The 26,691-nt window shown below is 70.0% G+C and carries 18 protein-coding genes; 12 read left to right on the top strand and 6 right to left on the bottom strand.

Annotated features, from left to right (window positions below; translation table 11 throughout):
- Window positions 1–256: 256 nt before the first annotated feature.
- A complete protein-coding gene (locus ACI2L1_RS26175) occupies window positions 257–907 on the top strand; it encodes a DUF4190 domain-containing protein (protein ID WP_404741798.1) in 651 nt (216 codons plus the stop codon).
- An 8-nt stretch (window positions 908–915) separates the two neighbouring features.
- Here the strand turns inward: ACI2L1_RS26175 and ACI2L1_RS26170 are convergent, their stop codons facing one another.
- Window positions 916–1,485: an NADAR family protein gene (locus ACI2L1_RS26170; RefSeq protein ID WP_404741797.1), complete on the bottom strand. Its 570-nt coding sequence runs from the start codon at window positions 1,483–1,485 to the stop codon at window positions 916–918.
- A 211-nt stretch (window positions 1,486–1,696) separates the two neighbouring features.
- Between ACI2L1_RS26170 and ACI2L1_RS26165 the strand changes: the two genes are divergently transcribed.
- The 8 genes from ACI2L1_RS26165 (at window position 1,697) to ACI2L1_RS26130 (ending at window position 11,359) form a co-directional block, all read left to right on the top strand.
- Window positions 1,697–3,232: a gamma-aminobutyraldehyde dehydrogenase gene (locus tag ACI2L1_RS26165; RefSeq protein ID WP_404741796.1), complete on the top strand. Its 1,536-nt coding sequence runs from the start codon at window positions 1,697–1,699 to the stop codon at window positions 3,230–3,232.
- 56 nt (window positions 3,233–3,288) lie between these two features.
- Window positions 3,289–4,536 (top strand): PotD/PotF family extracellular solute-binding protein, encoded by a 1,248-nt coding sequence (locus ACI2L1_RS26160; protein ID WP_404741795.1) that lies wholly within the window; start codon window positions 3,289–3,291, stop codon window positions 4,534–4,536.
- Window positions 4,533–5,699, top strand: a complete 1,167-nt coding sequence (locus ACI2L1_RS26155) for an ABC transporter ATP-binding protein (RefSeq protein WP_404741794.1) — start codon at window positions 4,533–4,535, stop codon at window positions 5,697–5,699. Before ACI2L1_RS26160 ends, ACI2L1_RS26155 begins: the two co-directional genes overlap by 4 nt.
- A complete protein-coding gene (locus tag ACI2L1_RS26150) occupies window positions 5,699–6,628 on the top strand; it encodes an ABC transporter permease (RefSeq protein WP_404741793.1) in 930 nt (309 codons plus the stop codon). The genes ACI2L1_RS26155 and ACI2L1_RS26150 overlap by 1 nt, the downstream gene beginning before the upstream one ends.
- Window positions 6,629–7,429: an ABC transporter permease gene (locus ACI2L1_RS26145; RefSeq protein ID WP_404741792.1), complete on the top strand. Its 801-nt coding sequence runs from the start codon at window positions 6,629–6,631 to the stop codon at window positions 7,427–7,429. It begins immediately after the preceding gene.
- A gap of 36 nt (window positions 7,430–7,465) precedes the next feature.
- The gene (locus tag ACI2L1_RS26140; protein WP_404741791.1) at window positions 7,466–8,884 is read left to right on the top strand and encodes an NAD(P)/FAD-dependent oxidoreductase; all 1,419 of its coding nucleotides are present in this window, start codon (window positions 7,466–7,468) and stop codon (window positions 8,882–8,884) included.
- 120 nt (window positions 8,885–9,004) lie between these two features.
- Window positions 9,005–9,460, top strand: a complete 456-nt coding sequence (locus ACI2L1_RS26135) for a hypothetical protein (protein ID WP_404741790.1) — start codon at window positions 9,005–9,007, stop codon at window positions 9,458–9,460.
- Between the two features lie 102 nt (window positions 9,461–9,562).
- Window positions 9,563–11,359: a chitinase gene (locus ACI2L1_RS26130; protein WP_404741789.1), complete on the top strand. Its 1,797-nt coding sequence runs from the start codon at window positions 9,563–9,565 to the stop codon at window positions 11,357–11,359.
- Window positions 11,360–11,362: 3 nt separating this feature from the next.
- Here the strand turns inward: ACI2L1_RS26130 and ACI2L1_RS26125 are convergent, their stop codons facing one another.
- The 4 genes from ACI2L1_RS26125 to gabT form a co-directional block, all read right to left on the bottom strand.
- Entirely contained in the window at window positions 11,363–12,652 is a 1,290-nt protein-coding gene (locus ACI2L1_RS26125; RefSeq protein ID WP_404741788.1) for an McrC family protein, read from the bottom strand.
- 4 nt (window positions 12,653–12,656) lie between these two features.
- A complete protein-coding gene (locus ACI2L1_RS26120; RefSeq protein ID WP_404741787.1) occupies window positions 12,657–15,146 on the bottom strand; it encodes an McrB family protein in 2,490 nt (829 codons plus the stop codon).
- A 39-nt stretch (window positions 15,147–15,185) separates the two neighbouring features.
- On the bottom strand, window positions 15,186–16,001 hold the full coding sequence (locus ACI2L1_RS26115; RefSeq protein WP_404741802.1) for a phosphatase PAP2 family protein: 816 nt from the start codon (window positions 15,999–16,001) through the stop codon (window positions 15,186–15,188).
- 233 nt (window positions 16,002–16,234) lie between these two features.
- Window positions 16,235–17,569 (bottom strand): 4-aminobutyrate--2-oxoglutarate transaminase, encoded by a 1,335-nt coding sequence (gabT, locus tag ACI2L1_RS26110; RefSeq protein WP_404741786.1) that lies wholly within the window; start codon window positions 17,567–17,569, stop codon window positions 16,235–16,237.
- Between the two features lie 255 nt (window positions 17,570–17,824).
- Here gabT and ACI2L1_RS26105 point away from each other — a divergent pair, with 255 nt between their 5' ends.
- The 3 genes from ACI2L1_RS26105 to ACI2L1_RS26095 all read left to right on the top strand — a co-directional run bounded on the left by ACI2L1_RS26105 (window position 17,825) and on the right by ACI2L1_RS26095 (window position 23,666).
- The gene (locus ACI2L1_RS26105; RefSeq protein ID WP_404741785.1) at window positions 17,825–19,936 is read left to right on the top strand and encodes an ATP-binding protein; all 2,112 of its coding nucleotides are present in this window, start codon (window positions 17,825–17,827) and stop codon (window positions 19,934–19,936) included.
- Window positions 19,937–20,040: 104 nt separating this feature from the next.
- Complete coding sequence (locus ACI2L1_RS26100; RefSeq protein WP_404741784.1) at window positions 20,041–22,107, top strand: PucR family transcriptional regulator ligand-binding domain-containing protein; 2,067 nt, start codon at window positions 20,041–20,043, stop codon at window positions 22,105–22,107.
- 113 nt (window positions 22,108–22,220) lie between these two features.
- Window positions 22,221–23,666, top strand: a complete 1,446-nt coding sequence (locus tag ACI2L1_RS26095; RefSeq protein ID WP_404741783.1) for an aldehyde dehydrogenase family protein — start codon at window positions 22,221–22,223, stop codon at window positions 23,664–23,666.
- Window positions 23,667–23,763: 97 nt separating this feature from the next.
- On the opposite strand, the gene ACI2L1_RS26090 is transcribed toward ACI2L1_RS26095, so the two are convergent.
- Entirely contained in the window at window positions 23,764–26,601 is a 2,838-nt protein-coding gene (locus ACI2L1_RS26090) for a glycoside hydrolase family 3 C-terminal domain-containing protein (RefSeq protein WP_404741782.1), read from the bottom strand.
- Between the last annotated feature and the right edge of the window lie 90 nt (window positions 26,602–26,691).

Here is a 26,691-nt window from a genome sequence, read left to right as displayed (position 1 = left end):
GTCCGTCCTCGGTCCGGCGGTTCTGCTGGTTCAACAGTGCTCGGTAACGGACGCCGGCCGCTGCGGGCGGACACCCCCCACCCCGGCCCCTTCGCGCCGTACGCGGCTTGCGGTGCGTGCACCCGCTGCTTTTAGGGGCGCGGGGAACTGCGCGACCAGCCCCCACCGGGCCGCAGCCGCTCCACGACCCGGCCCGGCAGCCCTTCGCGTCCAGGCCTTAGCATTGCGGGGTCGAACGACCTAGGGGGACGTGAGCATGACGGACGACGCAGCACAGCGGAGCGAGGAATCCGGGGCCGGCCGGGACCCGTGGGCGCCGCCGGAGCATGGCCCCTCGCTGGAGAAGAGCCCGTCGCCCACCGCGCACGACCAGGCCACCACGACGTCCGCACCGAGCGACGGCTACGGCTTCCCGCCTCCCGGTACGCCGAGTCCTACCCCCGGTTACGGTTACCCTGCGCCGCAGCAGAACCCCTCCGTGCCGCCCCCGCCCATCGCGCCCGAGGGGCCCGGTGCCCCGTCCGGATACGGCTATCCCGGCTACCCGCAGGGGTACGGCGGCTGGCCCGCCCCGCCGATGGCTCCGCAGAACGGCATGGGCGTTGCCGCGATGGTGCTGGGCATCCTGTCCTGCGCCCTGTTCTGCATGTACGGCATCCTCTCGCTGATCCTCGGTGTCCTAGCGATCATCTTCGGGATCAAGGGGCGCAAGCGGGCCGAGCGGGGCGAGGCAACCAATCACGGTCAGGCGCAGGCCGGTTTCATCATGGGGATCATCGGCACGATCCTCGGTCTCGCCATCATCGTCTTCATGGCCTTCGTCATCACGACCGCCATCAACTCCGATGACGAGTCCGACTACTACGACGGCTCCCTGCACGTCGTCCAGGTGGCACAGCAGTACTGACGTACTGATCAGAGCTCTCTGAGGCGCGCCCGCGTCTCCATCAGTGCGAAGCCCAGCAGGTTCGGACCCCGCCACCGCGCGGGGTCGCTTGCCGCCTCGTCGTCCGCGGCGAGGCCGATGCCCCATACCCGGTCGACCGGGCTGGCCTCCACCAGCACCCGGTCGCCGGTGTTCAGCAGGAACTGTCGCAGGTCGGGATGGGCCGCGAACTTGTGGAAGCTGCCTTCCGCGACGATGCCGAAGCGCTCGCGCCGCCACCTCTGCTCGTCGAAGGCTCGGACCAGGCGGCCCATCTTCTTGGCCTGGGCCGGGGATCCGGCCGCCAGGATTCGGTGCTCGGCCTCTTGATCTTCGAAAAGACGCGCCTTGCCCGCCATCATCCAGTGCTCTGCGGTCGCATAGGTCACTCCGTCCACCACGAACGGTGACGGCCACCACTGGCTCAGACAGCTCGCGCCGACTCGGCCGTCCGTACGCGGGCGGTGCCCCCAGAAGTGCAGATACTTGATCCTCGCGCCTGCCCGGACCTGCCTGACCAGGGCGTCCTGTGAGTCGATCTTCCCCGTGATCCTTCCCATGCACGGGAGTCTGGCAGGTACCACTGACACTCCGTCCTTCCTTTTCGAGGTGGGCTCGACACCTGGTCGACAGATTCCGTCGCGTAACCGAAAGGCAACAACGGAATCACTTGTAGGAGTGTCATTGCTCTGTCAGGATCGGCACTCAAATCGAGCTGGAGCTACGCCACCCGCACTCGGGGACCGAGGGGCGACGGCGGAGGAGAGCGACATGCACAACCCGGGCAGTGCCACGCCGGACCGGTTCGCGGCCCAAGAGCGGTTCGCCGAAGGCGCGCAGTTCGTCGGAGGGCGCCTCACCAGGGGAACCTCCGGTCGTACGCACGCGGTCGTGGATCCCGCGCGTGGCGAGGAGGTCTTGACCTATGAGCTGGCGGGCGTCGAGGACGTGGACGCGGCCGTCGTCGCCGCCCGTGCCGCCTTTCCCGGCTGGGCGGGCACCACTCCCGGTGAGCGTTCCGACGCCCTGCACCGGTTCGCCGCCGTGCTCGCCGACCGCGCCGAGGACTTCGCCCGGGCCGAGTCCCTCCAGTGCGGCAAGCCACTGAAGCTGACCCGGGAGTTCGACGTGCCGGGGACCATCGACAACACCGCCTTCTTCGCCGGTGCCGCCCGGCATCTGCAGGGGCAGTCCGCCGGTGAGTACTCCGGGGACCACACGTCCTACGTCCGTCGTGAGCCCATCGGTGTCGTGGGGTCCATCGCGCCCTGGAACTATCCCCTTCAGATGGCCGCCTGGAAGATCCTTCCGGCCATCGCCGCGGGCAACACGATCGTGCTCAAGCCCGCCGAGATCACTCCGCTCACCTCGCTCCTCTTCGCCCAGGCCGCCACGGACGCGGGGATCCCCGACGGTGTCATCAACATCGTCACCGGCACCGGGAAGGAGGCGGGGGAGCATCTGGTCGGGCATCCCGACGTAGCCATGACCTCCTTCACGGGGTCGACGGCCGTCGGCAAGCGGGTCGCCGAGATCGCCACCGCCACCGTCAAGCGGCTGCATCTGGAACTCGGCGGCAAGGCTCCCTTCCTCGTCTTCGACGACGCCGACCTGGAGGCCGCCGTCAACGGGGCCGTCGCGGGCGCGCTCATCAACACCGGGCAGGACTGCACGGCCGCCACGCGCGCGTACGTCCAGCGGCCCCTCTATGACGCCTTCGTCGAGAAGACCGCGGCCCTCATGGAGACCGTCCGGCTCGGGGACCCCTTCGCCGCCCGCACCGATCTCGGGCCGCTGATCTCGCACGTCCAGCGGGACCGGGTCGCCGGGTTCGTCGACCGTGCGCGTGCCTACGCGCGCGTGGTGACCGGCGGCGAGGTGCCCGAGGGAGAGCTCGCCAAGGGGGCGTACTACCGGCCCACGCTGGTCGCCGACGCCGCCCAGGACAGCGAGATCGTCCAGTCCGAGATCTTCGGACCGGTCCTGGTCGTGCTGCCCTTCGACAGCGACGACGAGGGCATCCAGCTCGCCAATGACACCCCTTACGGGCTCGCCGCCTCCGCCTGGAGCCGGGACGTCTACCGGGCGAACCGGGCCACCCGGGAGATCAAGGCCGGGTGCGTGTGGGTCAACGACCACATCCCGATCATCAGCGAGATGCCGCACGGCGGGTACCAGGCGTCCGGCTTCGGCAAGGACATGTCCTCGTACTCGTTCGAGGAGTACACGCAGATCAAGCACGTCATGTTCGACAACACCGCGGTTGCCGCGAAGGACTGGCACCGCACGATCTTCGGGGACCGATAGCCGTGTTCAGGCCGCCTGACCCGCGGCCGCCCACCATCCCGAAAGGGCACCAGCGCATGGAGCAGTACGAGCCCGACCGCCTGTCGCCGGCCCAAGTGGCCGCCATGCGGCGCAGCTTGAAGAACGGCCGGGCCGCCATGACACGGCGGTCCCTGTTGCGTGCCTCCGCGGGCGGCGCGCTCGCGGTCGGCGGCCTCGGCACCCTGAGCGCCTGTGGCATACCCGCGGCCGGCAACACCCAGGGCGGCGTCTCCGCGGAGGACCACTCGGCCAAGGAGAAGACAGTCAACTTCTCCAACTGGACCGAGTACCTCGACGTGGACGAGAGCGAGAAGCACCACCCCACGCTCGACCAGTTCAAGCAACAGACCGGGATCACGGTCAAGTACACGGAGGACATCAACGACAACGTCGAGTTCTTCGGGAAGATCAAGCCGCAGCTCGCGGCGGGGCAGGACACCGGGCGCGACATCATCGTCCTCACCGACTGGCTCGCCGCCCGGCTGATCCGCCTCGGGTGGGTCCAGAAACTGGACGCCTCCAACCTGCCGCACGCGTACGCCAACCTGTCCGCACAGTTCCGTGATCCCGACTGGGACCCCGGGCGGGCGTACTCCTATGTCTGGCAGGGAATCTCGACCGTCATCGCCTACAACAAGAAGGCCCTGGACGGCGTGGAGGTGAAATCGGTCTCCGACATGCTCGACAACCCCAAGCTCAAGGGACGCGTCGGCTTCCTCTCGGAGATGCGCGACAGCATAGGCATGACCCTGCTCGACATGGGCAAGGACCCGGCGGACTTCACCGGCGACGACTACGACGCGGCCGTCGCCCGGCTCCAGAAGGCCGTCGACAAGGGGCAGATCCGCCGCTTCACCGGCAACGACTACACCTCCGACCTGACCAGCGGCGACTTCGCGGCCTGTATCGCCTGGGCCGGTGACGTCGTACAGCTGAAGGCGGACAGCCCGGACATCGACTTCATCATCCCGGACAGCGGATACATGACGTCGACCGACAACATGCTGATCCCCAACAAGGCCCGTCACAAGACGAACGCCGAGCGGCTCATCGACTTCTACTACGAGCCGAAGCCGGCCGCCGAGCTCGCCGCGTACATCAACTACGTGTCGCCCGTCGACGGAGTGAAGCCCGAGCTGGAGAAGCTCGACCCGGATGCGGCGAACAACCCGCTGATCATCCCCGACAAGGCCATGGCCGCGAAGTCCCACGCCTTCCGCTCGCTGAGCTCGAAGGAAGAGACGGCCTTTGAAGAGAAGTTCGCGAAGCTGACTGGGGCGTGACCACCGTGACGAACAAGAACACCGACAACAGCGGCGACGTCCGCCTCTCGGGCATCAGCAAGACGTACGACAACGGCTTCACAGCAGTGCAACCGCTGGACCTGACCGTGCCCCAGGGTTCCTTCTTCGCCCTGCTCGGCGCCTCCGGCTGCGGCAAGACCACCACCCTGCGCATGATCGCCGGCCTTGAGGAGCCCACCACGGGCACCGTGCACCTAGGCGACCAGGAGGTCACCCGACTGCCTCCCTACAAGCGGCCGGTGAACACCGTCTTCCAGTCGTACGCCCTCTTCCCGCACCTCGACATCTTCGAGAACGTCGCCTTCGGTCTGCGCCGGCGTGGCATCAAGTCGGTGAAGAAGCAGGTCGAGGACATGCTGGAACTCGTGCAACTGGGAGAGCAGGCGCGGAAGAAGCCGCACCAGTTGTCCGGCGGCCAGCAGCAGCGGGTCGCCGTGGCGCGGGCGTTGATCAACACGCCCAAGGTGCTTCTCCTGGACGAGCCGCTCGGCGCCCTCGACCTCAAGCTGCGCCGCCAGATGCAGCTGGAGCTCAAGCGCATCCAGACCGAGGTCGGCATCACCTTCGTGCATGTCACGCACGACCAGGAAGAGGCCATGACCATGGCCGACACGGTCGCCGTGATGAACGCGGGCCGCGTCGAGCAGCTCGGCTCGCCCACCGACCTGTACGAGAACCCGAACACCACCTTCGTCGCCAACTTCCTCGGCACCTCCAACCTCATCGAGGCCGAGGTAGACGCCAAGAGCGGCGGCGAGATCGTGCTGAAGGCGGGTGGTGGCAAGCTGGTGCTGCCCGAGGCGCGGTACTCCGGGCCGACGATGACCGGCGGCAAGGTGCTCGTCGGCGTCCGGCCCGAGAAGATCTCCCTCACTCATGCCGACGAGGCCGGTGAGATCCCCGAGGGCCGCAACCGGATCACCGGGAAGATCGCCGATTCGAGCTTCATCGGAGTCTCGACCCAGTACGTGATAGACAGCCCCGTCTGCCCCGAGTTCGAGGTCTACGCCCAGAACATCGACCGCGACGACCGGCTGGTGCCCGGCGCCGAGGTCGTCCTGCACTGGAACCCGGCCCACACCTTCGGCCTGGACGCCGCCCAGGACATCGAGGCCGGCATCCAGGAAGAGGCGACGGTCTGATGGCGACGCTCACCGAGGCGCCGCCGCCTCTGACCCCGACCGCGCCCGCGAAGAAGCCCCCGCGCAAGAGAGGCCGCTTCACGCCGTACTGGCTGCTGCTGCCCGGCATCCTCTGGCTGGTCGTCTTCTTCGCGCTGCCGATGGTCTACCAGGCCTCCACGTCCGTGCAGACGGGCTCCCTGGAGGAGGGCTACAAGGTCACCTGGCACTTCGCGACCTACTGGGACGCGCTGTCCGACTACTGGCCGCAGTTCCTGCGCTCGATCCTCTACGCCGGTGCCGCGACGATCCTCTGTCTGGTGCTGGGGTATCCGCTGGCGTATCTGATCGCGTTCCGCGCGGGACGGTGGCGGAACCTGATCATGATCCTGGTGATCGCGCCGTTCTTCACCAGCTTCCTGATCCGCACCCTCGCCTGGAAGACGATCCTCGCGGACGGCGGCCCGGTGGTCGGCGCCCTCAACACCCTGCACGTCCTGGACGTCACCAGCTGGCTCGGCTGGACGGCCGGCGACCGTGTCCTGGCCACGCCGCTCGCGGTGGTGTGCGGTCTGACGTACAACTTCCTGCCGTTCATGATCCTGCCGCTCTACACCTCCTTGGAGCGCATCGACGGCCGGCTGCACGAGGCGGCGGGCGATCTGTATGCCAGGCCTTGGGTCACGTTCCGGAAGGTCACCTTCCCGCTGTCGATGCCCGGTGTGGTCTCCGGGACGCTGCTGACCTTCATCCCGGCGGCCGGCGACTACGTCAACGCGGACCTGCTCGGTTCCACGGACACCCGCATGGTCGGAAACGTCATCCAGACGCAGTTCCTGCGGATTCTGGACTATCCGACCGCGGCGGCCCTGTCGTTCATCCTGATGGCCGCGATTCTCGTCATGGTCACCTTCTACATCCGCAGGTCGGGGACGGAGGATCTGGTTTAAATGGCCCTCGTCAACTGGCTCAAGCGCCATCTCGTCGTCATCGCGGGACTGATCACGCTCGGATATCTGCTGCTGCCGAACATCGTCGTCACGGTGTTCTCCTTCAACAAACCGAAGGGCCGCTTCAACTACGAGTGGCAGCAGTTCTCCACCGACGCCTGGAAGGACCCCTGCGGGGTCGCCGACATGTGCGGCTCGCTGTCGATCAGCCTCCAGATCGCGTTCTGGGCGACGATCGGCGCGACCGTTCTCGGCACGATGATCGCCTTCGCGCTGGTCCGCTACCGCTTCCGCGCCCGCGGCGCCGTGAACTCGCTGATCTTCCTGCCGATGGCGATGCCCGAGGTGGTCATGGCCGCCTCGCTGCTCACCCTGTTCCTCAACATGGGCGCGCAGCTGGGCTTCTGGACCATCCTCATCGCCCACATCATGTTCTGCCTGAGCTTCGTCGTGACGGCGGTGAAGGCGCGCGTGATGTCGATGGATCCGAGGCTGGAGCAGGCCGCCCAGGACCTCTACGCCGGCCCCTTCCAGACCTTTGTCAGGGTCACCCTGCCGATCGCCGCCCCCGGAATCGCGGCGGGTGCGCTGCTCGCCTTCGCGCTCTCCTTCGACGATTTCATCATCACCAATTTCAACGCGGGCTCGACCGTCACGTTCCCCATGTTCGTCTGGGGCTCGGCGCAGCGCGGAACGCCCGTTCAGATCAATGTCATCGGTACGGCCATGTTCCTGGTCGCCGTCATGCTGGTGCTGGCCTCCATGGTCATCAGCAACCGCCGTAACAAGCAAAAGGCGTAAGCCCTTTTCAAGAACCCCCTGTAGGGAGTTGAAATCATGGCCCCAAGCGCCATGAGCCGTTGGACAAAGGCACTTTCCGAAGCCCAGCCGGTTCCGTACTGGCTGGACGACCCCGGCAGACCCCACCCCGAGCCCGCCCTCACCGGCACCGAGACCTGCGATCTGCTGGTCGTCGGCGGTGGGTACAGCGGACTGTGGACCGCGCTCAACGCCAAGGAGCGCGACCCGCAGCGGGACGTGGTCCTGCTGGAAGGCCGCGAGGTGGGCTGGGCCGCCTCCGGGCGCAACGGCGGTTTCTGCGCCGCCTCCCTCACCCACGGTCTGCCCAACGGGCTGACCCGCTGGCCGGGCGAGATCCACCGGCTTGAGGAGCTGGGCGCGCGCAACCTCGACGAGATCGAGAAGGCGGTCGCCCGGCACGACCTCGACTGCGAGTTCGAGCGCAGCGGCGAGATCGACGTGGCGACGGAGACGTACCAGGCCTGGGAGCTGCGCGACTGGTACGAGGAGCTTCAGGAGAAGGGCCTCGCCGACGGCGTCGACTTCCTGGACGCCGACGCGGTCAGGGAACAGGTCGACTCACCGACCTTCGAGGCGGGACTGTGGGACCGCAGGGGCGTGGCCATGCTCAACCCGGCCAAGCTCGTCTGGGGCCTGAAGCGGGCGTGCCTGAGGCTCGGCGTCCGGGTCTACGAGAACACCCCCGCCCTGGACCTGAAGTCGTACGGCGCCGGCATGTCCGTACGCACTCCGTACGGTGCCGTGAAAGCGCGCAAGGTCGCCCTCGGCACCAACATCTTCCCCAACCTGGTCAAGCGGGTCCGTGCGTACACCGTCCCGGTCTACGACTACGCGCTGATGACCGAGCCCCTGAACGAGGAGCAGCTCAGCGCGATCGGCTGGAAGAACCGGCAGGGGCTCGGGGACTCGGCGAACCAGTTCCACTACTTCCGGCTCTCCGCCGACAACCGGATCCTGTGGGGCGGTTACGACGCGGTCCACCACTACGGCGGTCGAGTCCGCGCCGAGTACGACGACCGGCCGGAGACCTACGCCAAGCTCGCCGGGCACTTCTTCACCTGCTTCCCGCAGCTGGAGGGGGTGCGCTTCACACACGCGTGGGGCGGCGCGATCGACACCTGTTCACGGTTCTCCGCTTTCTACGGCACCGCCCACCAGGGCAGGGTGGCGTACGCGGCCGGTTACACGGGACTCGGTGTCGGGGCGACCCGCTTCGGCGCGGACGTGATGCTCGACCTGCTGGCCGGGGAGACCACCGAGCGGACCTCGTTGGAGATGGTCCGCCGAAAGCCGCTGCCCTTCCCGCCGGAGCCCTTCGCGTGGACCGGTATCGCCCTCACGAAGTGGTCGCTGGCCCGCGCCGACTCGCACGGCGGGCGGCGCAATCTGTGGCTGCGGACCATGGACAAGCTCGGTCTGGGATTCGACAGCTGAACGATCGTATGTGATCTGATTCACTCCAACGGGTGGTCAGAACCCGCGTAATGCTCGCCAGGAGACCTCCCTCTCCCTCGTGACGCGACCAGCGTCGATGAGAGACAGGGAGGTCTTCTCATGACTGGGGCGAAGACGGCGGTCGAGTGGCTGGCATCCGTGGCACCGGATCCCGCGGCCTGCCGCTGGGAGTGGGAGCGCAACCCCCTCGGGGTCGCACTGCTGCCGGCGGGCAAGGCCTGGGACGTACTGATCCTGCCGGGTGGGCTCGGCTATCCGACGCTCGACGTCCTCACCCGCATCCTCGACCGGCTCGGCCCCGTGCTCGTCGACTTCGGCGACGCGCGCATGGGCTTCTTCGTACCGCCGGGCACCGCGGCCCGCTGGCTCGGCACCGGCATTCGTACGGCCGGGGCGGGCACCTGGATCGTCGTGCCGTACCCGGGCCGGGTGGCCGGGGAAGGGGTGCGCTGGCTGGTCCCGCCGGACGGCTCCGGCATCCTCGTCGATCCGGCCCTGCTCGAACTGGCGATGCACGAGGCGGCGGCGGGCCTCGCGACGGAGGGCGACGGCTGAGCGGCGCCCCCGAACCGCGACGGGAGGTCTTGACAACCTTGATTGGTCTGGACCAAATTAGGCGCGCTCCACCCTCCAATTCCCCCATGCCCGGAGGCTCTTGTGGATCGCACCGGACCCATCAGACCTGTCCTCGTCGCGCTGACGGCCGCTCTCCTGGCCGTACCCGGCATCACCGTGCTCTCGTCGGCCGCCCGTGCGGCCGACGCGGACCTGGCGAAGAACGGAGGCTTCGAAGCAGGTCTCGACGGCTGGACCTGCTCCTCGGGTTCGACAGTCAACAGCCCTGTGCGAAGCGGTGGTTCAGCGCTCCTGGCGACCCCGGCCGGCAGCGACCAGGCCCAGTGCGCCCAGACGGTGACCGTGCGGCCCGACGCGCAGTACACGCTGTCCGGATACGTCCGCGGCTCCTACGTCTACCTCGGCGCGAGCGGGACCGGCACCACCGACGTCTCCACCTGGACCCAGTCCGCCCCCGACTGGCAACAGCTCACCACGACCTTCCGCACCGGCCCGTCGACCACCAAGGTCACGATCTACACGCACGGTTGGTACGGGACGGGGGCGTACAACGCGGACGACATATCCCTCACAGGGCAGGGCGTCGACGTCGGACAGCCGCCCGCCGCGCCCACGGGTCTGAAGTGGGGCACGGTCACCTCCTCCGGTGTGGCCCTGTCCTGGACAGCGGTCGCGGGCGCCACCGGCTACGCCGTCTACCGGGACGGCGCCAAGGTCCAGACGGTGAGCGGGACTTCGGTGACGGTGAGCGGACTCGCGCCCTCGACGGCGTACGGCTTCCAGGTCGCCGCGGTGAACGACGCGGGGGAGTCGGAGAAGTCGAGTGCCGTCAACGTGACCACGACCGCGGGGAGTTCCACCGACCTCCCCGCCCACGCCCTGGTCGGCTACCTCCACGCGAGCTTCGCCAACGGCGCCGGCTACACCCGGCTGGCCGACGTCCCCGACAGCTGGGACGTCATCGACCTGGCCTTCGGCGAGCCCACCTCGGTCACCTCCGGCGACATCCGCTTCACCCGCTGCCCGATCGCCGAATGTCCGAACGTCGAGTCCGACGCCGACTTCAAAGCGGCGATCAAGGCCAAGCAGGCGGTCGGCAAGAAGGTGCTGATCTCGATCGGCGGCCAGAACGGCCAGGTCCAGCTGACGACGACGGCGGCCCGGGACGCTTTCGTCTCCTCGGTCTCGAACATCATCGACACCTATGGACTCGACGGCCTGGACATCGACTTCGAGGGCCACTCGCTCTCGCTGAACGCCGACGACACCGACTTCAGGAACCCGAAGACCCCGGTGATCGTCAACCTGATCTCCGCGTTGAAGACGCTGAAGGCCAAGTACGGCGCGAAGTTCGTCCTCTCCATGGCCCCGGAGACCTTCTTCGTGCAGATGGGCTACCAGTACTACGGCACGGGCAAGTGGGGCGGCCAGGACCCGCGATGCGGTGCCTACCTCCCCGTGATCCACGCGTTGCGCGACGACCTGACCCTGCTGCACGTCCAGGACTACAACTCGGGTCCGATCATGGGCCTCGACAACCAGTACCACTCCATGGGCGGCGCCGACTTCCACATCGCCATGACCGACATGCTCCTGACCGGCTTCCCGGTCGCCGGTGACCCCGCGAACGTCTTCCCGCCCCTGCGCCCCGACCAGATCGCCATCGGCATGCCTGCCTCCACCAACGCGGGCAACGGCTATGTGGCTCCGACGGAAGTCACCAAGACCCTGGACTGCCTGACGAGGAGAACGAACTGCGGCTCGTACACCACCCACGGCACCTGGCCGTCCCTGCGGGGCCTGATGACCTGGTCGGTCAACTGGGACCGATTCTCGAACTGGGAGTTCCAGAAGACCTTCGACGGCTACTTCGGCTGACGGTCACTCCAGGACCGCCGCCCACACCTTCGCGAGCATCGACGCCCGCTCGGCGTCCCCCAGGGCGCCGAGCACCGAAGGAAGGTGGAGGGACACTGAGCGCACACGAGCCGAGGTCGCGCCGTCCCAGCGTCGTACGGCGATGTTCTCCTGTGTCGTCGAGACGCTCCCGGGGTGGATCAGCACGCAGGTCGGGAGGCCGCCGGAGGGCTGCCGGGCCAGCGTGTGCGCGTAGAGAAACGCCTGGTAGAGGTCGGAAGGACTCAGTTTCCTGCTGTCGTAGAGCTTGTACTTCACGTCGACCGGACGGCACAGCGGTTCACCGTCGAGGGTCCCTGTGACCAGGACGTCCGGACGGACCTCGCCGTAGGGGCGTTCCGTTCGCTCGTCGTACAGGACTCCGCGGTGCCGGGCCTGGTCGCGCACGGCGAGTCCGGTGCCGGTGGCCGCCTCCCGCAGCAGACGCGTGAGGAAGGCCTCGAAGAGGACGTTCATGTCCACGAGGAAGGCCCGCGAAGCCAGTGGGCCCGGGGCCAGGAGGTCGGCGACACCGCCGCCGGACAGCAGCAGGGCCGCCCAGCGGTGGGCGCTTCGGTAGTGGTTGTTGTGCCGGTGGTAGTCGAGCCCGGCCAGCGCGGACCGCAGGTCACCCAGTCGCGTGGGCGCGATGCGCGCGAAGCTGCCCGCCGCGCGGCGGGCCCGTGCGCGTACGGCCGGACTGCGTGCCGTGCGCGCGGCGAGGTCGATCGCGGCGGCGCAGAGACGGTTGTCCGGGATGTCGGTTTCGTGCTCGTCGAAACGGCAGGCGAGACGATCCAACCGGCCGTAGTGCCGCAGGAGTTGACGGTCGGGGAGGAGTCGGCCCCGTACGGCCGGAAGGTCGTCCTCGGCGGAGACGTAGTCCTGGCGCACACCGCGGGACAGCAGGCGTTCGCACTCCTCGGTGAGCAGGAGGGCGACCAGGTCCCGCAGGTGCGGGGCCCCTTCGCGCACGGTGCGTGCGGCGTCGAGCGGTGGGAGCCCACGGCCCGCGGCGTACTCCAGCATGCGCAGCACGTCGAGGCCGCCGCCGAGGTACTTGGGCAGGATCCGTATCTCGCAGGCGTCGAGCCGGACGACCCCGACACAGGGACCCGCGGTCACCTCCAGTCTCCCGCCCGCGAGCTCACGGACCTTCAGGCGTGCGGCGAGCCGCTCGCTCGCGCACACGGCACGGTCAGCGGGGCCGAGCCGGATCCCCTCGACCACCGCGGTCCCGTACTCGCGCAGTTCGATCTCCCGCAGTGTCGACACGGGACTACTCCGCCGCCCCGCCCTTGACCTGGAGTTCCGTGTAGAGGGCGGTGACCAGCCCCTCGTCGCTGAGATCCCGCACGGTGTGCGCGTCGAGATCGACCAGCGCCTCGCCGAGGAAGGCGGCGAGCAGGGAGTAGTCGTCGTAGGCGTACTCCTGGAGGAGGGGCAGGATCTCGTCGCGGACGATCGCGGCCAGACCGGAGACGGTGTCGACCGGAGCGCCGTTCGGAAGGAAGAAGGCCTGCCCGATCTGCTTCTCACGGTCGAGATGGGTCCGTACGCGTTGGTTGAGGGCGTCGAGCAGGTCGGCGAGGTGCAGTTGCTCCACATGGCACCCCTGGAGGGGCGCGGAGTCGGGGAGTTGCTCAAGGAAGGCGAAGCGACGGCGGATGGCCGCGTCCAGCATCCGGATGGAGCGGTCGGCCGTGTTCATGGTGCCGACCAGGTACACGTTGTCCGGCACGGTGAACTGTTCCTGGCTGAGCGGCAGCAGCACCTGGCAGCCCCGTTTGTCCTTCTCCAGGAGGGTGATCAACTCGCCGAGGATCTTCGGCAGGTTGCCGCGGTTCAGTTCGTCGACGACGACCAGGTACGGGTGACCGGGATCGGCGGCGGCCGCCTGGCACACCCGTTTGAACACTCCGTCGACCCGGTCCAGTGTGAGACCGCCGGGCCCGCCCTTCACCGGACGGAAGCCCTCCACGAAGTCCTCGTAGCCGTAGCCGGGGTGGAAGGTGACCGTCGTCAGCCGGCCCGCCGCGGTCAGAGCGTCGAGCGTGCGCCGGAAGGCCGGGGCGCCGGGCTCGGCGTACGGGTCCACGTCCGGCAGGTCGTCGCAGAGCTCACCGAGCCAACGGACCGCGAAACGCAGGGCGGTGTACGTCTTGCCCGTGCCCGGCGGCCCGTACAGCACCGCCTGGCCCCGCCGGTCGAGCGCCTCGGCGAGCGGGGTCAGCCCGGCGTCCAGCGGCCGGGCGGTCAGAGCGGCGTCGGTGGCGTCGGAGACCGGGTCGTCCTCGACGTCCTCGACGGACGGCACCGACTTGGCCCGCCTGATCCTGCTCCACACCTGGGCGGACACGTCCCTGACGGTGACGGTCGCCCAGGACCTCTCGGGCTCCTCCAGCCGTCCGGCGAAGCTCTCGTCCCACTCGACCTCGACCGTGTGCCGATAGCGCGGGCGGTCCTCCCGCCAGGCGTAGCCGTCCCCGGCCACCCGGCCCACACCGAGGATCTCGCTCGTGCCCTTGTTGGCGACGACGAGGTCGCCGGGCCTGAGACTCTGCAGTTTCCAGAGCTCGTTGGCCTTCGCGGAGATCTTCGACTGATAGCCGTTGTACTCGTGTGTGTAGGCGGTGGCGAACGCCGCCAGGAACTCGTCCTTGTCGGCGAACGAGCGCAGGTCCGTCACCTCGTCCCAGCCGACCGCGATGAAACCGCCGGCTCGGCACTCGTCCCACAGCGAGCCGTTCGCGCCGGGTGCGACCTTCACGATCTGCTGCGTCCGGACGGGATTGGTCCACCAGTACAGGAACAGCACCACCAGGTCGTACGACCAGCCCGCGAACCGTTGCTCGCCGTCGATGACCTCCTTCAGCCGGGCGTGGAGCGCGAACCGGTCCAGCTTGGGCACGGGCTGGCCGGTGAGCTGGTGGACGAAGTGCCGTACGACGTCGTGGCCGTAGACCGCCAGGGAGTCGTCCGGCGCATAGACCCTCAGCGTCTTGGCGACCAGGGCGGGGCCCGAACGTACGGCGTCGATGGTGTCGATGTCGGCGATCCGGCCCTCGCGGGCGGCGGTCACGGCCGCGACGATCCCGGACCGTACCGCCTGCCAGGCCTCCTCCTCGTCGGCGTAGCGAGAGTCGTGCCACCAGGAACCGTCCTGGCTGCGCTGGTAGATGAGGTGCTTGGTCGAGGAGCCGCCGGCGATGCTGCCGAGCGCCTTGCTGCCGAACTCCATCAGATAGCAGTACGGCCGGGTGTGGGCGCTGCCGCCCTGCCCGAGGGCGTACCGCTCCAGCGGCAGGGTCGGCCAGTCCTCCCAGGGAAAGTCGCGGCGTACGTCCTCGGCCGCCCCTTCCATCGCGCGCAGCTCTCCCGCGAAACGGTCGCTGTCGAAGGCGCGGACCGCTTCGTCCAGGGGCCACGGTCGCATCGTGGCGGCCTGATGCGGGGAAATGGGCCGCAGGACGCAACTGCACGCGCTGGTGAGGGGCTGTCCCGAACCGCCGAGGAGTCCGATGGACCGGGCGAACCCGGTGCGGGCCACTGTGTCGTGGGACGGCGCGGAGTCGATGAGCCTTCGCCACAGCAGCCGGTCCGGGTCCGGGAAGCGGGGCAGCTCGTCGACATCGGTGAGATGCCCGCACTGTGGGTCGTGGTGGATCTTGCGGCCGTAGACGGGGAGGATGATCTCACCCGGTGACGGAGTCAGCGCGAAGTCGTGGTTCTCGAAGGTGACCGTCACTTGGTCCTGCTCGTCGTGCATGGTGCTTCCCCCCGGTACCGGCCGCCGCCCCGCGACCGGCTATGTGTTCTCGTCCCCTGCCGGCTTCAGACCGTATCGCCTGACGACCTTCACCAGCAGCTGAAGCAGCAGCAGGGCCAGGCACCAGCTGGCCACCACGTCAAGGGGCCAGTGGTAGCCGCGGCGGACCAGGCCGTATGAGACGCCGAGGACGAGGAGGGCGTAGAGGAGGACGAGAACGCGGCGGCCGCGGAGGGTCTGGATGAGGGGCAGGAGGAGCAGGGTCGCGCAGCCGTAGGCGATGGCCGCTGTGGCGGTGTGGCCGGAGGGGAAGTAGCCGGTGCTCGGGGGGACCGCTGGGGTGCCGGAGCGGGCGGTCCAGATCTTGAGGGGAACGACGATCGCCGGGACCAGGGCCATGAGGAGCGCCGCCGCGGCGGCCGGGAGCCACCAGCGGTCTGTACCCATGCGGCGATGGCGCGAGGTGACGTAGGCCAGCGCGATCATCAGGACGGGTACGGCCACCTGGACACTGCCCAGGTCGGAGAGGCCGCCGCCGATGCGGTCCGGGTGGCGCAGGGCGGCGCTGATCCGCTCGTCGACACGCAGAAGCGGCCCGTCCTCGACGACCTGCCAGGTGATCAGGGCGAAGAGGAGGGCCGGAACTCCGAGAAGGAGGGTGAGGAAGGCCGGCCGCCCCGGAACAGGGGGGGTGGTTCCGGGGCGGCCGATCAGATCGGATCGTCGGCCGCCCCGGGGGGTTTGGGGCGGGCGACTGTCCGATCGGTGAGGAGATCCGGAGCCGGAAGCTCCAGTTGTGTGCGCGAGGGCACGACCAGGTCGAAGCTGGGGAGGCCCCGTCCTGATGTCGCCCACAGTCCCCTGTGGGCGGGGTGTATCTCTCATCTGGGTAGAACCTACGGCAGGGCGGCTGCGTACGACAGGCAGAATCCTCTCCTCCCCGCCACCTCGCACACCTTCTTCACACCCTCTGCCGCTCGTCACCGCAGCCCCGGAATCCCAAGGGACGTCAGAGCTGGGGCGGCTGGTGAGGAAGGTGTGAGTCCGCTTCGGGGCCGCTGCGTTTCCGCTGTGACGGCAGCGGCCGGTCAGACGCGGCTGAAGGCCTGCTCGATGATGTCGAGGCCTTCGTCGAGGAGGTCCTCGCCGATGACGAGCGGGGGCAGGAAGCGCAGGACGTTGCCGTAGGTGCCACAGGTCAGGACCAGCAGACCCTCCTGGTGACAGGCCTTGGCGAGCGCGGCGGTCGCCTCCGGGTTCGGCTCCTTGGTCGTACGGTCCTTGACCAGCTCGATGGCGATCATGGCGCCACGCCCCCGGACGTCGCCGATGATGTCGAACTTCTCGGCCATTGCGGTGAGGCGCGTCTTCATCGTGACCTCGATCGCCTTCGCCCTCGCGTTGAGGTCGAGCTCCTTCATGGTCTCGATGGCGCCGAGCGCACCCGCACAGGCGACCGGGTTACCGCCATAGGTACCACCGAGCCCACCGGCGTGCGCCGCGTCCATGATCTCGGCGCGGCCGGTGACGGCGGCGAGCGGGAGGCCGCCGGCGATGCCCTTGGCGGTGGTGATCAGGTCCGGGACGATGCCCTCGTCCTCGCAGGCGAACCACTGCCCGGTACGGCAGAAGCCGCTCTGAATCTCGTCGGCGACGAAGACGATGCCGCTGGCCCTGGCGAACTCGCTGATCGCGGGCAAGAAGCCCGTCGCGGGCTCGATGAAGCCGCCCTCGCCGAGGACCGGCTCGATGATGATCGCGGCGACGTTCTCCGGGCCGACCTGCTTGGTGATCTGGTCGATGGCCTGGGCGGCGGCCTCGGGGCCGGCGTTCTCCGGGCCGGTCGGCCAGCGATAGCCGTACGCGACGGGGACGCGGTAGACCTCGGGGGCGAAGGGGCCGAAGCCGTGCTTGTACGGCATGTTCTTGGCCGTGAGTGCCATCGTGAGGTTGGTGCGCCCGTGGTAGCCGTGGTCGAAGACGACGACGGCCTGCCGCTTGGTGTACGCCCGCGCGATCTTGACGGCGTTCTCGACGGCCTCGGCGCCGCTGTTGAAGAGAGCCGACTTCTTGGCGTGGTCGCCCGGGGTGAGCTCGGCGAGGGCCTCGGCGACCGCCACGTAGCCCTCGTAAGGGGTGACCATGAAACAGGTGTGGGTGAAGTCGGCGAGCTGGGCGGAGGCCCTGCGTACGACGGCCTCCGCGGAGGCGCCGACGCTGGTCACGGCGATGCCGGAACCGAAGTCGATGAGCCGGTTCCCGTCGACGTCCTCGATGATCCCGCCGCCCGCACGCGCCGTGAACACGGGCAGCACGGACCCCACACCCTGCGCGACCGCGGCCACGCGGCGGGCCTGCAGCTCCTGCGACTTGGGGCCGGGGATAGCGGTGACGACGCGGCGCTCCTGCGGAAGTGCGGTCATGAGGGGCTCCTGGGGGTGTTGCGGGCGGAGATTTCGCGGACTCTGTCCAGTCCTTTTCTCGCAGGCTAGGGCGGGGGAGGAGGGGTGGGCATGCTCCATGTGGGCGTTGTCGGCGGGGCGGGTTGTCCGTGGTGGACATAGCCGGTTCCCGGAGCGGTGTGACGCCTCGGCCCCGCAATCGGTGAACTCCCCTTGCGGGCGCGTTAGATTGGCCGCTGACGGTGGACGGAACGGCTGGTCAGGGAGCAGGGGCGAATGGACAGCGACGGGACGCAGGACGCGCGGGGTACGCATGCGAATCCTGTGCCACGGGCACGGTCCGCGATGCCGCCGAGGCCCACGGAGGCGCCAGCCGTGCCACCGCTGCCGGACAGCTCCGCGTTCCTGACGTGGCTGCGGGCGCCGCGGCCCGAGACGCTGCCCGGGGTGTGGCGGTTCGGGCATCGAGCTCGGCCGGAGGAGGAGCCCGAGGAGATCCCCGGCCGCCAGTTGATCAGCGGTGCGCTGATCGCGTTCCTCGTCGGCTGGCTCGTCTGGTCGCTGCTTCAGAACGGCTATTTCGGAGTCTGGTGGCTCCTGCCCTTCAAACTGCTCATCCCAGACTCCTGGCGGGGCGGGGGCAGCGACGTCGGCAACTACATCCTGTACGAGGGGTACGAGCTGCTCGTCGCGCTGGCCATCATGATCGTTGTCGGTCGTCTCGGACGCTGGGGCGAGGTGTGGCGTCGCTTCGTCGCCCCGCGCCTGCACCGGAAGCCGCCAAAACAGCAGCCGGAGCCTGCTCCCGCCGAGGACCCCGCCGAATGGCCGCAGCTCCGGGCCGCCGGAGCCGCCGACGCCGCCGAGCGTCTCGCCGCCGAGGCCCGGGCCGGGCTGATGCGGGACGTCGACCATGCCCGGATCACCCGTGCCTGGCAGGGCGTGCGCAGTGGGCGGTTCAGCCTCGCCACGTTCACCGGTGCCGTCCTCCAGGACGGTTCCGCCGCCTGTCTGCACCCCTCCGGGGAGCGGGATCTGCCCACCCGGCTCGCTCGGCACGATCTTCTGGCCGGGCAGGTGCGGCTCGGGACGACCGCCGACGATGCCCGGAATCCGTACGCCTACCGCGGTACCGGTCTTGGGCTCGGGCCCGAGCTGCTCGGGACCTCCCTGCTCGCCGTCGGTCCGGCCGGTTCCGGCAAGACCGGGACCGTCGTGCGGCCGCTCGCCGAGTCGTTGTGTCTGCACGCCCTCGCCGGGCGGGCCGCCGTCGTGGTGGTCGGCGCGGCGGGCGCGGGGCTCGGACCGGCCGACGCCTACGACGTCGTCGTACAGATCGGGAATCCGCAATCGGTGTACGACCTCGACCTGTACGGCGGCACCACCGATCCGGACGAGGCCGCGGCCGTGCTCGCGGAAGCGCTCGTCGGGGATCTCGCCGAACCGCATCAGGGCGGGGACACCCGGCGGTCCACCACCGTGCTCGCCCAGCTCCTCGGCCCGTTCCGGGCGGTCCACGGCCGCTTTCCCTCCGTACCGGAGCTGCGGCAGCTGCTCGACGGCGCCGCCGGGCCGATGGCCGCGCTGCGGAAGGGCCTTGAGGACTCTGGGCGGGAGTCGCTGCTGCGTGAACTCGACGCGCGGGAGCGGCAGATGGGGCAGCCGGGAGATGTGGGGGGCATTCTCGCGGATCGCGTCGCGCTGCTCGACCGGCCCGCCTTCGCCGGGTTCTTCGATACGTCCGGACAGTCGCGGCCGTTCTCGCTCAAGGCCCTCGATCATCCGGTCCGGGTGCGGATCGACCTGCCCCAGCGCGGACACGCCGACGCCTCGCGGATGCTGGCGCGGCTGGTGCTCGCGCAGTTCACGGCAAGTGTGGCGGTGCGCGAGGACCGGTCGCTGTTCGCCTGTCTGGTACTGGACGACGGCACCGGCGTGGTGACCCCCGAGGCCGTGCGGGGCATCCAGCGGCTGCGGTCCGGCAACGCCGGGGTCGTGCTGACGCTGCGCACCCTGGACGACGTACCCCGGCCGCTGCGCGGTCCCCTTCTCGGCGCCACCGGGTGCCGGATGGCGCTGGCCGGGCTCACCCCGTGGGACGGGCAGGACTTCGCGGAGGTGTGGGGCAAGGAGTGGATCGAGGCGCGGGACGTCACCGACCGGCAGATCATCGCGGAGACCCCGGCCGGGAAGGTGCTGCACGCGGTCCGCAGGGTCATCACCGGCAAGGCGCCGACCGCGCGGGCGGTGACCGTACGGCAGGTCGAGCGGGAGCGGTGGTCCGCGTCCGAGCTGGCGCACGGGGTGCCGCCGGGGCACGCGGTGCTGTCCCTGACGAGCGTGCAGGGGGAGCACGCGCCGCCGTTGCTGGTGGATCTGCGGGGATGACATGACCTGAGGACCGTACGGTGAGGCAGAATCGTCACAGGCCGTTCATACACAGCGGCCAAAAGATCACAACGATCACTCCTCCCTGAAGCTCTGAAGGCCTCATGCCCCCCACCCTCGCCTCGCTCGTCCACCACTCCGCGCTCAAGCTGACCGTGCGCGCGGGCGAGGACCGGCTGGACGTGCCCGTCCGCTGGGCGCATGTCAGCGAGCTCGCCGATCCCGTCCCCTACATGGAGGGCGGGGAGCTGCTGCTGATCACCGCGCTGAAGCTGGACGCGGAGGACCCGGAGGCCATGCGGCGGTATGTGAAGCGGCTGGCCGGGGCGGGGGTCGTCGGGCTCGGGTTCGCCGTCGGGGTCAACTACGAGGAGATCCCCGAGGCCCTCGTCGACGCGGCCCGCGACGAAGGGCTGCCGCTGCTCGAAGTGCCGCGCCGCACACCCTTCCTCGCCATCAGCAAGGCCGTGTCCGCGGCGATCGCCGCCGACCAGTACCGGTCCGTCACCGCGGGCTTCGCCGCCCAGCGCGAACTGACCAAGCAGGCCCTGACCGACGGTCCGGAGGGACTGCTCGCCGCGCTCGCCTCCCAGGTGGACGGCTGGGCGGCGCTCTACGACGCCTCGGGCGCCGTCGTCGCCACCGCGCCGGAGTGGGCGTCGCGCCGGGCCGCGCGGATCGTCGCCGACGTGGAACGGCTGCGGGAACGGTCCGCGCCCGCCTCCGCCGTGGTCGGCGGACCGGGGAACGACGACCGGGTGGAGCTCCACTCCCTGGGCACCGGCCGGCGCCCGCGGGCCGCGCTGGCGGTCGGCACGGCCTCGGCGCTCGGTACGGCGGAGCGGTACGCGCTGCACTCGGCGATCGCGCTGCTCACCCTCACGACCGAGCGGTCCCGTTCCCTGTACGAGGCCGAGCAGAGGCTCGGGGCGGCGGTGGTGCGGATGCTGCTCGCCGGGGAACCGGAGCACGCCCGCACGGTTGCCGGAGACCTGTACGGCGGGCTCATGGACGCACCCTTCCGGCTGGTCGTGGCGGAGAAGGTCGCCGTCCCCTCCGTGCGGATCGCGGCCGACGTGCCGGGCCGGGCCCCCGCCACCGACGCCCGCCCGCGGGTCTCGTCGGCGGGCGTGCAGGGCCGGGGTTCGGCGGCTGACGGCTCCGCCGGGACCCCGTCCGCTGACGTCCGCCCGCGGGCTTCGTCGGCCGACGTGCCGGGCCAGGGCCCCGGCGCCGACGCCCGCCGCCGGGTCCCTGCCGCGGACGCGCCTACCGGGGCCCCGTCCGCTGACGTCCGCCCGCGGGCTTCGTCGGCCGACGTGCCGGGCCGGGCCCCCGCCGCCGACGCGCCCACCGGGACCCCGGCCGCCGACGCACCTACCAGGCCCCCGTCCGCCGATGACCGCCCCCGGGTTTCCTCGGCCGACGCCCACAGCCGCGTCCCGGCTACCGCGGCGACCGCCCGGATACCGGACGCCTCGGGGGTCGCCCGAGCCCCGTCCGCCACCGCTGCCGCCCCTGCCCTCGCCACTGCCCCCGACCCCCACGGCGATCCGCTCGCCGCGCTCACCGACGTGCTGGAGTCCGCCGGGGCCCGGGCCGGGGAGGTCGTGCTCGTGGTGCCCGAGGGGGAACGGCTGGTCGCGCTGGTCGCGGACGGCGGCGCCGCCCTCGCCGCCTGCGGGGAGTACGCGGTGGCCCTGGAGGCGGCGCGGACGCGCGAGCAGCCGGGCGCCGGGGACGAGGACGAACTGGTCGTAGGGGTCTCGGCCCCCGTGGGACCGATCGCCGCTGCCGCCGCCTACAAGCAGGCCGAACAGGCGCTGTCGGTCGCCCGACGGCGGGGCCGGGTGTACGTCGAGCACGAGCAGCTGGCCTCCGGGTCCGTGCTGCCCCTGCTCGCGGACGACGCGGTGAAGGCCTTCGCGGACGGACTGCTGCGGCCCCTGTACGAACACGACGCGACCGGCCGGGGTGATCTGGTCGCCTCGCTGCGGGCCTGGCTCTCCCGGCACGGCCAGTGGGACGCGGCGGCCGCCGACCTGCGCGTTCATCGGCACACTCTGCGGTATCGGATGCGTAGGGTCGAGGAGATCCTGGGCCGCTCCCTGGACGATCCGGACGTACGGATGGAGCTGTGGCTGGCGCTGAAGGCGACCTCGACGGAATAACGGAGGAACGGAGGAACGGGGTAGCGGCCGTTGGCCGGGCTGGAGTGCTGAGCCGTCTCACTGCTACACCCCGGACAAATTCCGTCGCGACCTCCCGGCCCTACCGTGGAGGCATGACTTCCACCACCGCCTTCTGGCTCGCCGGCCGCCAGGCCACCGGCGACGACACCTTCGATGTCACCTCCTCGTGGGACGGCCGGCTGGTCGGCACGGTGAGTGTGCCGAGCGACGCGCAGGTCGAGGAGGCCGTGGCCGCCGCCCACGCCGTCCGCGAGGACTTCGCCGCCACCCCCGCCCACGTCCGCGCCGCCGCCCTCGACCACGTCAGCCGTCGGCTCGTAGAGCGCACCGAGGAGATCGCCCAGCTGATCTCCGCCGAGAACGGCAAGCCGGTCAAGTGGGCGCGAGGAGAGGTCGGGCGTGCCGTCTCGGTGTTCCGGTTCGCCGCGGAAGAGGCCCGGCGCTTCAACGGCGGCGAGGCACAGCGGCTGGACACGGACCTCGGCGGTCAGGGGCGGCTCGCGCTGACCCGGCGCTTCCCCAAGGGCGTCGTCCTCGGTATCGCGCCCTTCAACTTCCCGCTCAACCTGTGCGCCCACAAGATCGCCCCGGCGATCGCGGCCGGCGTGCCGATCATTCTGAAGCCCGCCCCGGCCACCCCGCTCTCCGGCCTCGTCATCGGTGAACTGCTGGCCGAGACCGAGCTGCCCGCCGGTTCCTGGAGCATCCTCCCGGTCCCGAACGACCGGATGTCCGATCTCGTCCAGGACGAGCGGCTCCCCGTGATCTCCTTCACCGGTTCCGAGAAGGTCGGCTACGCGATCATGGACTCGGTGCCGCGCAAGCACTGCACCCTGGAGCTGGGCGGCAACGGCGCGGCGGTCGTGCTCGGCGACTACGCCTCCGACGCCGACCTCGACTGGGCCGCCGGGCGTATCGCGACCTTCTCCAACTACCAGGGCGGCCAGTCCTGCATCTCCGTGCAGCGGGTCATCGCCGACGCGTCGGTGTACGACCGGCTGCTCCCGCGGATCGTCGCCGCCGTCGAGGCCCAGGCCACCGGCGACCCGAGCGACGACAGGACCGACGTCGGTCCCCTGGTCAGCGAGGACGCGGCCAAGCGGGTCGAGGCGTGGGTGAAGGAGGCCGTCGAGGCGGGGGCGAACCTGCTGACGGGCGGTGACCGCGACGGCGCCTCCTACGCCCCGACCGTCCTCACCGACGTCCCGGCCGGCACGACGCTCTCCTGCGAGGAGGTCTTCGGGCCCGTCCTCACCGTGCAGAAGGCCGACGGCGAGTACGAGGCCTTCGCCGCCGTCAACGACTCCAAGTACGGCCTCCAGGCGGGCGTGTTCACCCACGACCTCCAGGCCGCCTTCCGCGCTCACCGGGCCCTTGAGGTCGGCGGTGTCGTCATCGGCGACGTGCCCTCCTACCGCGCCGACCAGATGCCGTACGGCGGCGCCAAGCAGTCCGGTGTGGGCCGCGAGGGCGTGAAGTTCGCGATGGACGACTACACGTACGAGCGGGTGCTGGTGCTGACGGGACTCGCACTCTAGCTAATGGGAACCATTTCCATGTACGGTTCCCGAAGGGGTCCGGCACCGATGCCTTCCGGTGCCGGACCCCTTCTTCTGTGTCGGCTGCTTCAGCCCCTCAACCGGAGAAGCCGACATGCGCGAGCCGCAGCGGGCCGCGCAGCCTGAGGTGCACGTCGTGCATGCCCTCGGCGACGATGCCGGCGCCCAGGGTGGTGTAGTCGTACGGTCCGGAGTCGGACTCCGCCACCTCCAGTACGGCGAGCACCGCGCCCCCGTCCAGCGACAGCTCGACCGCTCCCTCGCCGGAGACCAGGGCCGTCACCTCCGTCACGCCGTCGCCGAAGTCGCAGTCCCGGTACACGAGTTGGCCGGTGCGGCCCTCGGCCGCCGTCACCGCGTCGCCCGCCGTCCTCGTCCGGTCGACGATCTCGACCCCGTTCTGCTCGTCGAAGTCCGCGCCGTCCAGGCCCCGTTGGAGCACGGGACGCGGTGCGGCGGGCTCGCCGTCGAGCAGTACGGTCGTACGCAGCCGGATGTCCTCGCTGGAGGCGCCGGCCAGGAGGTCGTACGGGCCGGGTTCCAGGCGCCATCGGCCCTGTGTCACGTCCCAGAACTCGAAGGCGCGCAACGGGACTTCGAAGGACAGTTCCTCCTGGGCGCCCGGGGCGAGTGTCACGCGCCGGTGGGCCACCAGTTCGCGGCGCGGGCGGGGGAGTGCAGGGTCGACCGCGCGGGTGTAGAGCTGGGCGACCTCGTCGGCGGTGACGTCGCCGGTGTTCGTGATCGTGAACGAGACGTGCGCCGCCCCGTCGTCGATCCGCACGCCGAGATCGCCGTACGAGAAGGACGTGTACGACAGCCCGTGCCCGAACGGGAAGAGGGGTGTGCCCTCGAAGTACAGGTACGTCTGGCGGCTGCCGATGACGTCGTAGTCGAGGAGGCCGGGCAGGTCGGCGTCGTTCTCGTACCAGGTCTGCGGGAGGCGGCCCGCGGGGGAGACGTCGCCGGCCAGGACGCGGGCCAGGGCGGTGCCGGCCGCCTGGCCGCCGTGGGCCGTCCAGAGTGCGGCGGCGAGGCCCGAGGTGTCGACCGCGTACGGGTAGGCCGAGACCAGGGCCAGCACGGTGCGCGGGTTCGCGGCGCGCGCCGCCCGCAGCAGTCGCTCCTGGTGGGCGGGGAGCCGCAGGGAGGCGCGGTCCTCGGTCTCGCGGCCGTTGATGTGCGGGTCGTTGCCCGCGACCACCAGGACGACGTCGGCCTCGGACGTGACGCGGGTCACTGCGTCCTCGCCGCGTTCGAGGATGATCGGCTCAAAGGTTTCCGGATTCTCGTCGGCAACCTTCACTCCGTCCGCGGCGACAGTGACGTGGCGGCCCGTGCCGAGGTGCCTGAGGAGGTGACCGCTGCCGTGCGGTTCCAGGCGGAAGGTCTCCTGGACGACCCAGCCTCCGGGCTGGTCGGCCGAGGCGCGCAGATAGCCGTCCTCCGCGACCGAGAGATAGCGGCCGTCCGGCGCGCGGAGCGTCAGGACGCCCTCGTCCCAGTCGATCAGTGCGAACTCGGTGCCGGTCGCGTCGGTCGTCAGCGGGGGCAGGTCCGTGCGGCCCGCGAGCAGCGCCGGGTCCAGGGCGCCGTCGGCGCCGCGCACCTCGTCCTCGCTGCCCTCGGAGTCCGGGACGTGCAGAAACGTCCCCGTAGAGGTCTTCAGACGCACCCGGTCCACACCCTCGGCGAACTCCACGCGTTCGGCGCCGAACCGCTCGTACAGGCCCTCCAGCGGGGTGGAGCGGTGCAGGAGCGTGCCGCTGTACCAGTCGAGCTTGCACTCGTCGGCGAGCAGACCGACCACGGCGATCCGGGTGTCGGGGGCGAGCGGGAGTACGCCGTCGTTCCCGAGCAGCACGATCGCCTGCTCGGCGGCCTCCTGGGCCAGCGCGCGGTGCGCCGGGGTGTCGAAGTCCTTGGCGCCCGTGTGCGGATCGTGGTGCGGGTCGAACTCGCCGAGCCGGAACCGGACCGAGAGCTGTCGGCGGACCGATGTGTCGATGTCGGCCTCGGTCAGCAGGCCCTGTTCACAGGCCCTCTGGATCCGCCCGACCATCTGCGAGCTGTCCGTGCCGTGGTCGGTGAAGCTGTCGACACCGGCCCGGAGGGACGCGGCGGTCGCCTCCTCGTGAGTGTCGAAGTAGTGCTCGTGATCGACCAGGTTGGAGGGCGCGCCCGCGTCCGAGCAGACCAGCAGCTCCTCCTCGGTCCAGGCACGCAGGTGCTCGCGCAAATACGGCGAGACATGGTTCGGGCGGCCGTTGACCAGGTTGTACGCCGGCATCACCCCCGCCACCGCGCCCGCCTCGACCGTCTCGCGGAAGGCCCGCAGGTCGTACTCGTGCAGCACCCGCGGGCGCACCGAGCTCGACGCGGTGGCCCGGTCCGTCTCGTTGTTGTGGGCGAGCCAGTGCTTGAGGACGGGGGCAGTACGCCAGTACGTCGGGTGGTCGCCGCGCAGTCCGTGGGTGTAGGCGGTGGCGATGGCGGAGGTGAGCTTGGGGTCCTCCGAGTAGCCCTCCTCGTTACGGCCCCACAGCGGGTGCCGGAGCAGATTGACCGTCGGTGCCCAGACGTTGAGGCCGACGCGGTCGTCGTGGGCGCGCATCGCCCGGACCTCCTTGGACACCGCCTCGCCGACCCGCCGTACGAGCTCGGTGTTCCAGGTCGCGCCCAGGCCCACCGCCTGCGGGAAGACCGTCGCCGGGCCCATCCATGCGACGCCGTGCAGCGCCTCCTGGCCGGTCCGGAACTCCGCGATGCCGAGCCGTTCGACGGCCGGGGCGAACTGGTGCAGGAAGCCGATCTTCTCGTCGAGGGTCAGCCGCGACAGCAGATCGTCGATGCGCTTCGCGAACGGCAGGTGCGGATCGCGAAACGGCGGTGTGTGCGGCGGGTATGCGGTCACGTGGGGATCCCCTTGTGATGGATCGGTTCGATGCTTTCGAAGCGCTTCGATGCTCATTCGACACCGGGGTGGGTGTCAAGAGATCAACAC

This window comes from Streptomyces sp. NPDC019531 (genome assembly GCF_044903305.1).
GTDB lineage: Bacteria > Actinomycetota > Actinomycetes > Streptomycetales > Streptomycetaceae > Streptomyces.
This window is presented reverse-complemented; position numbering and strand designations above follow the sequence as displayed.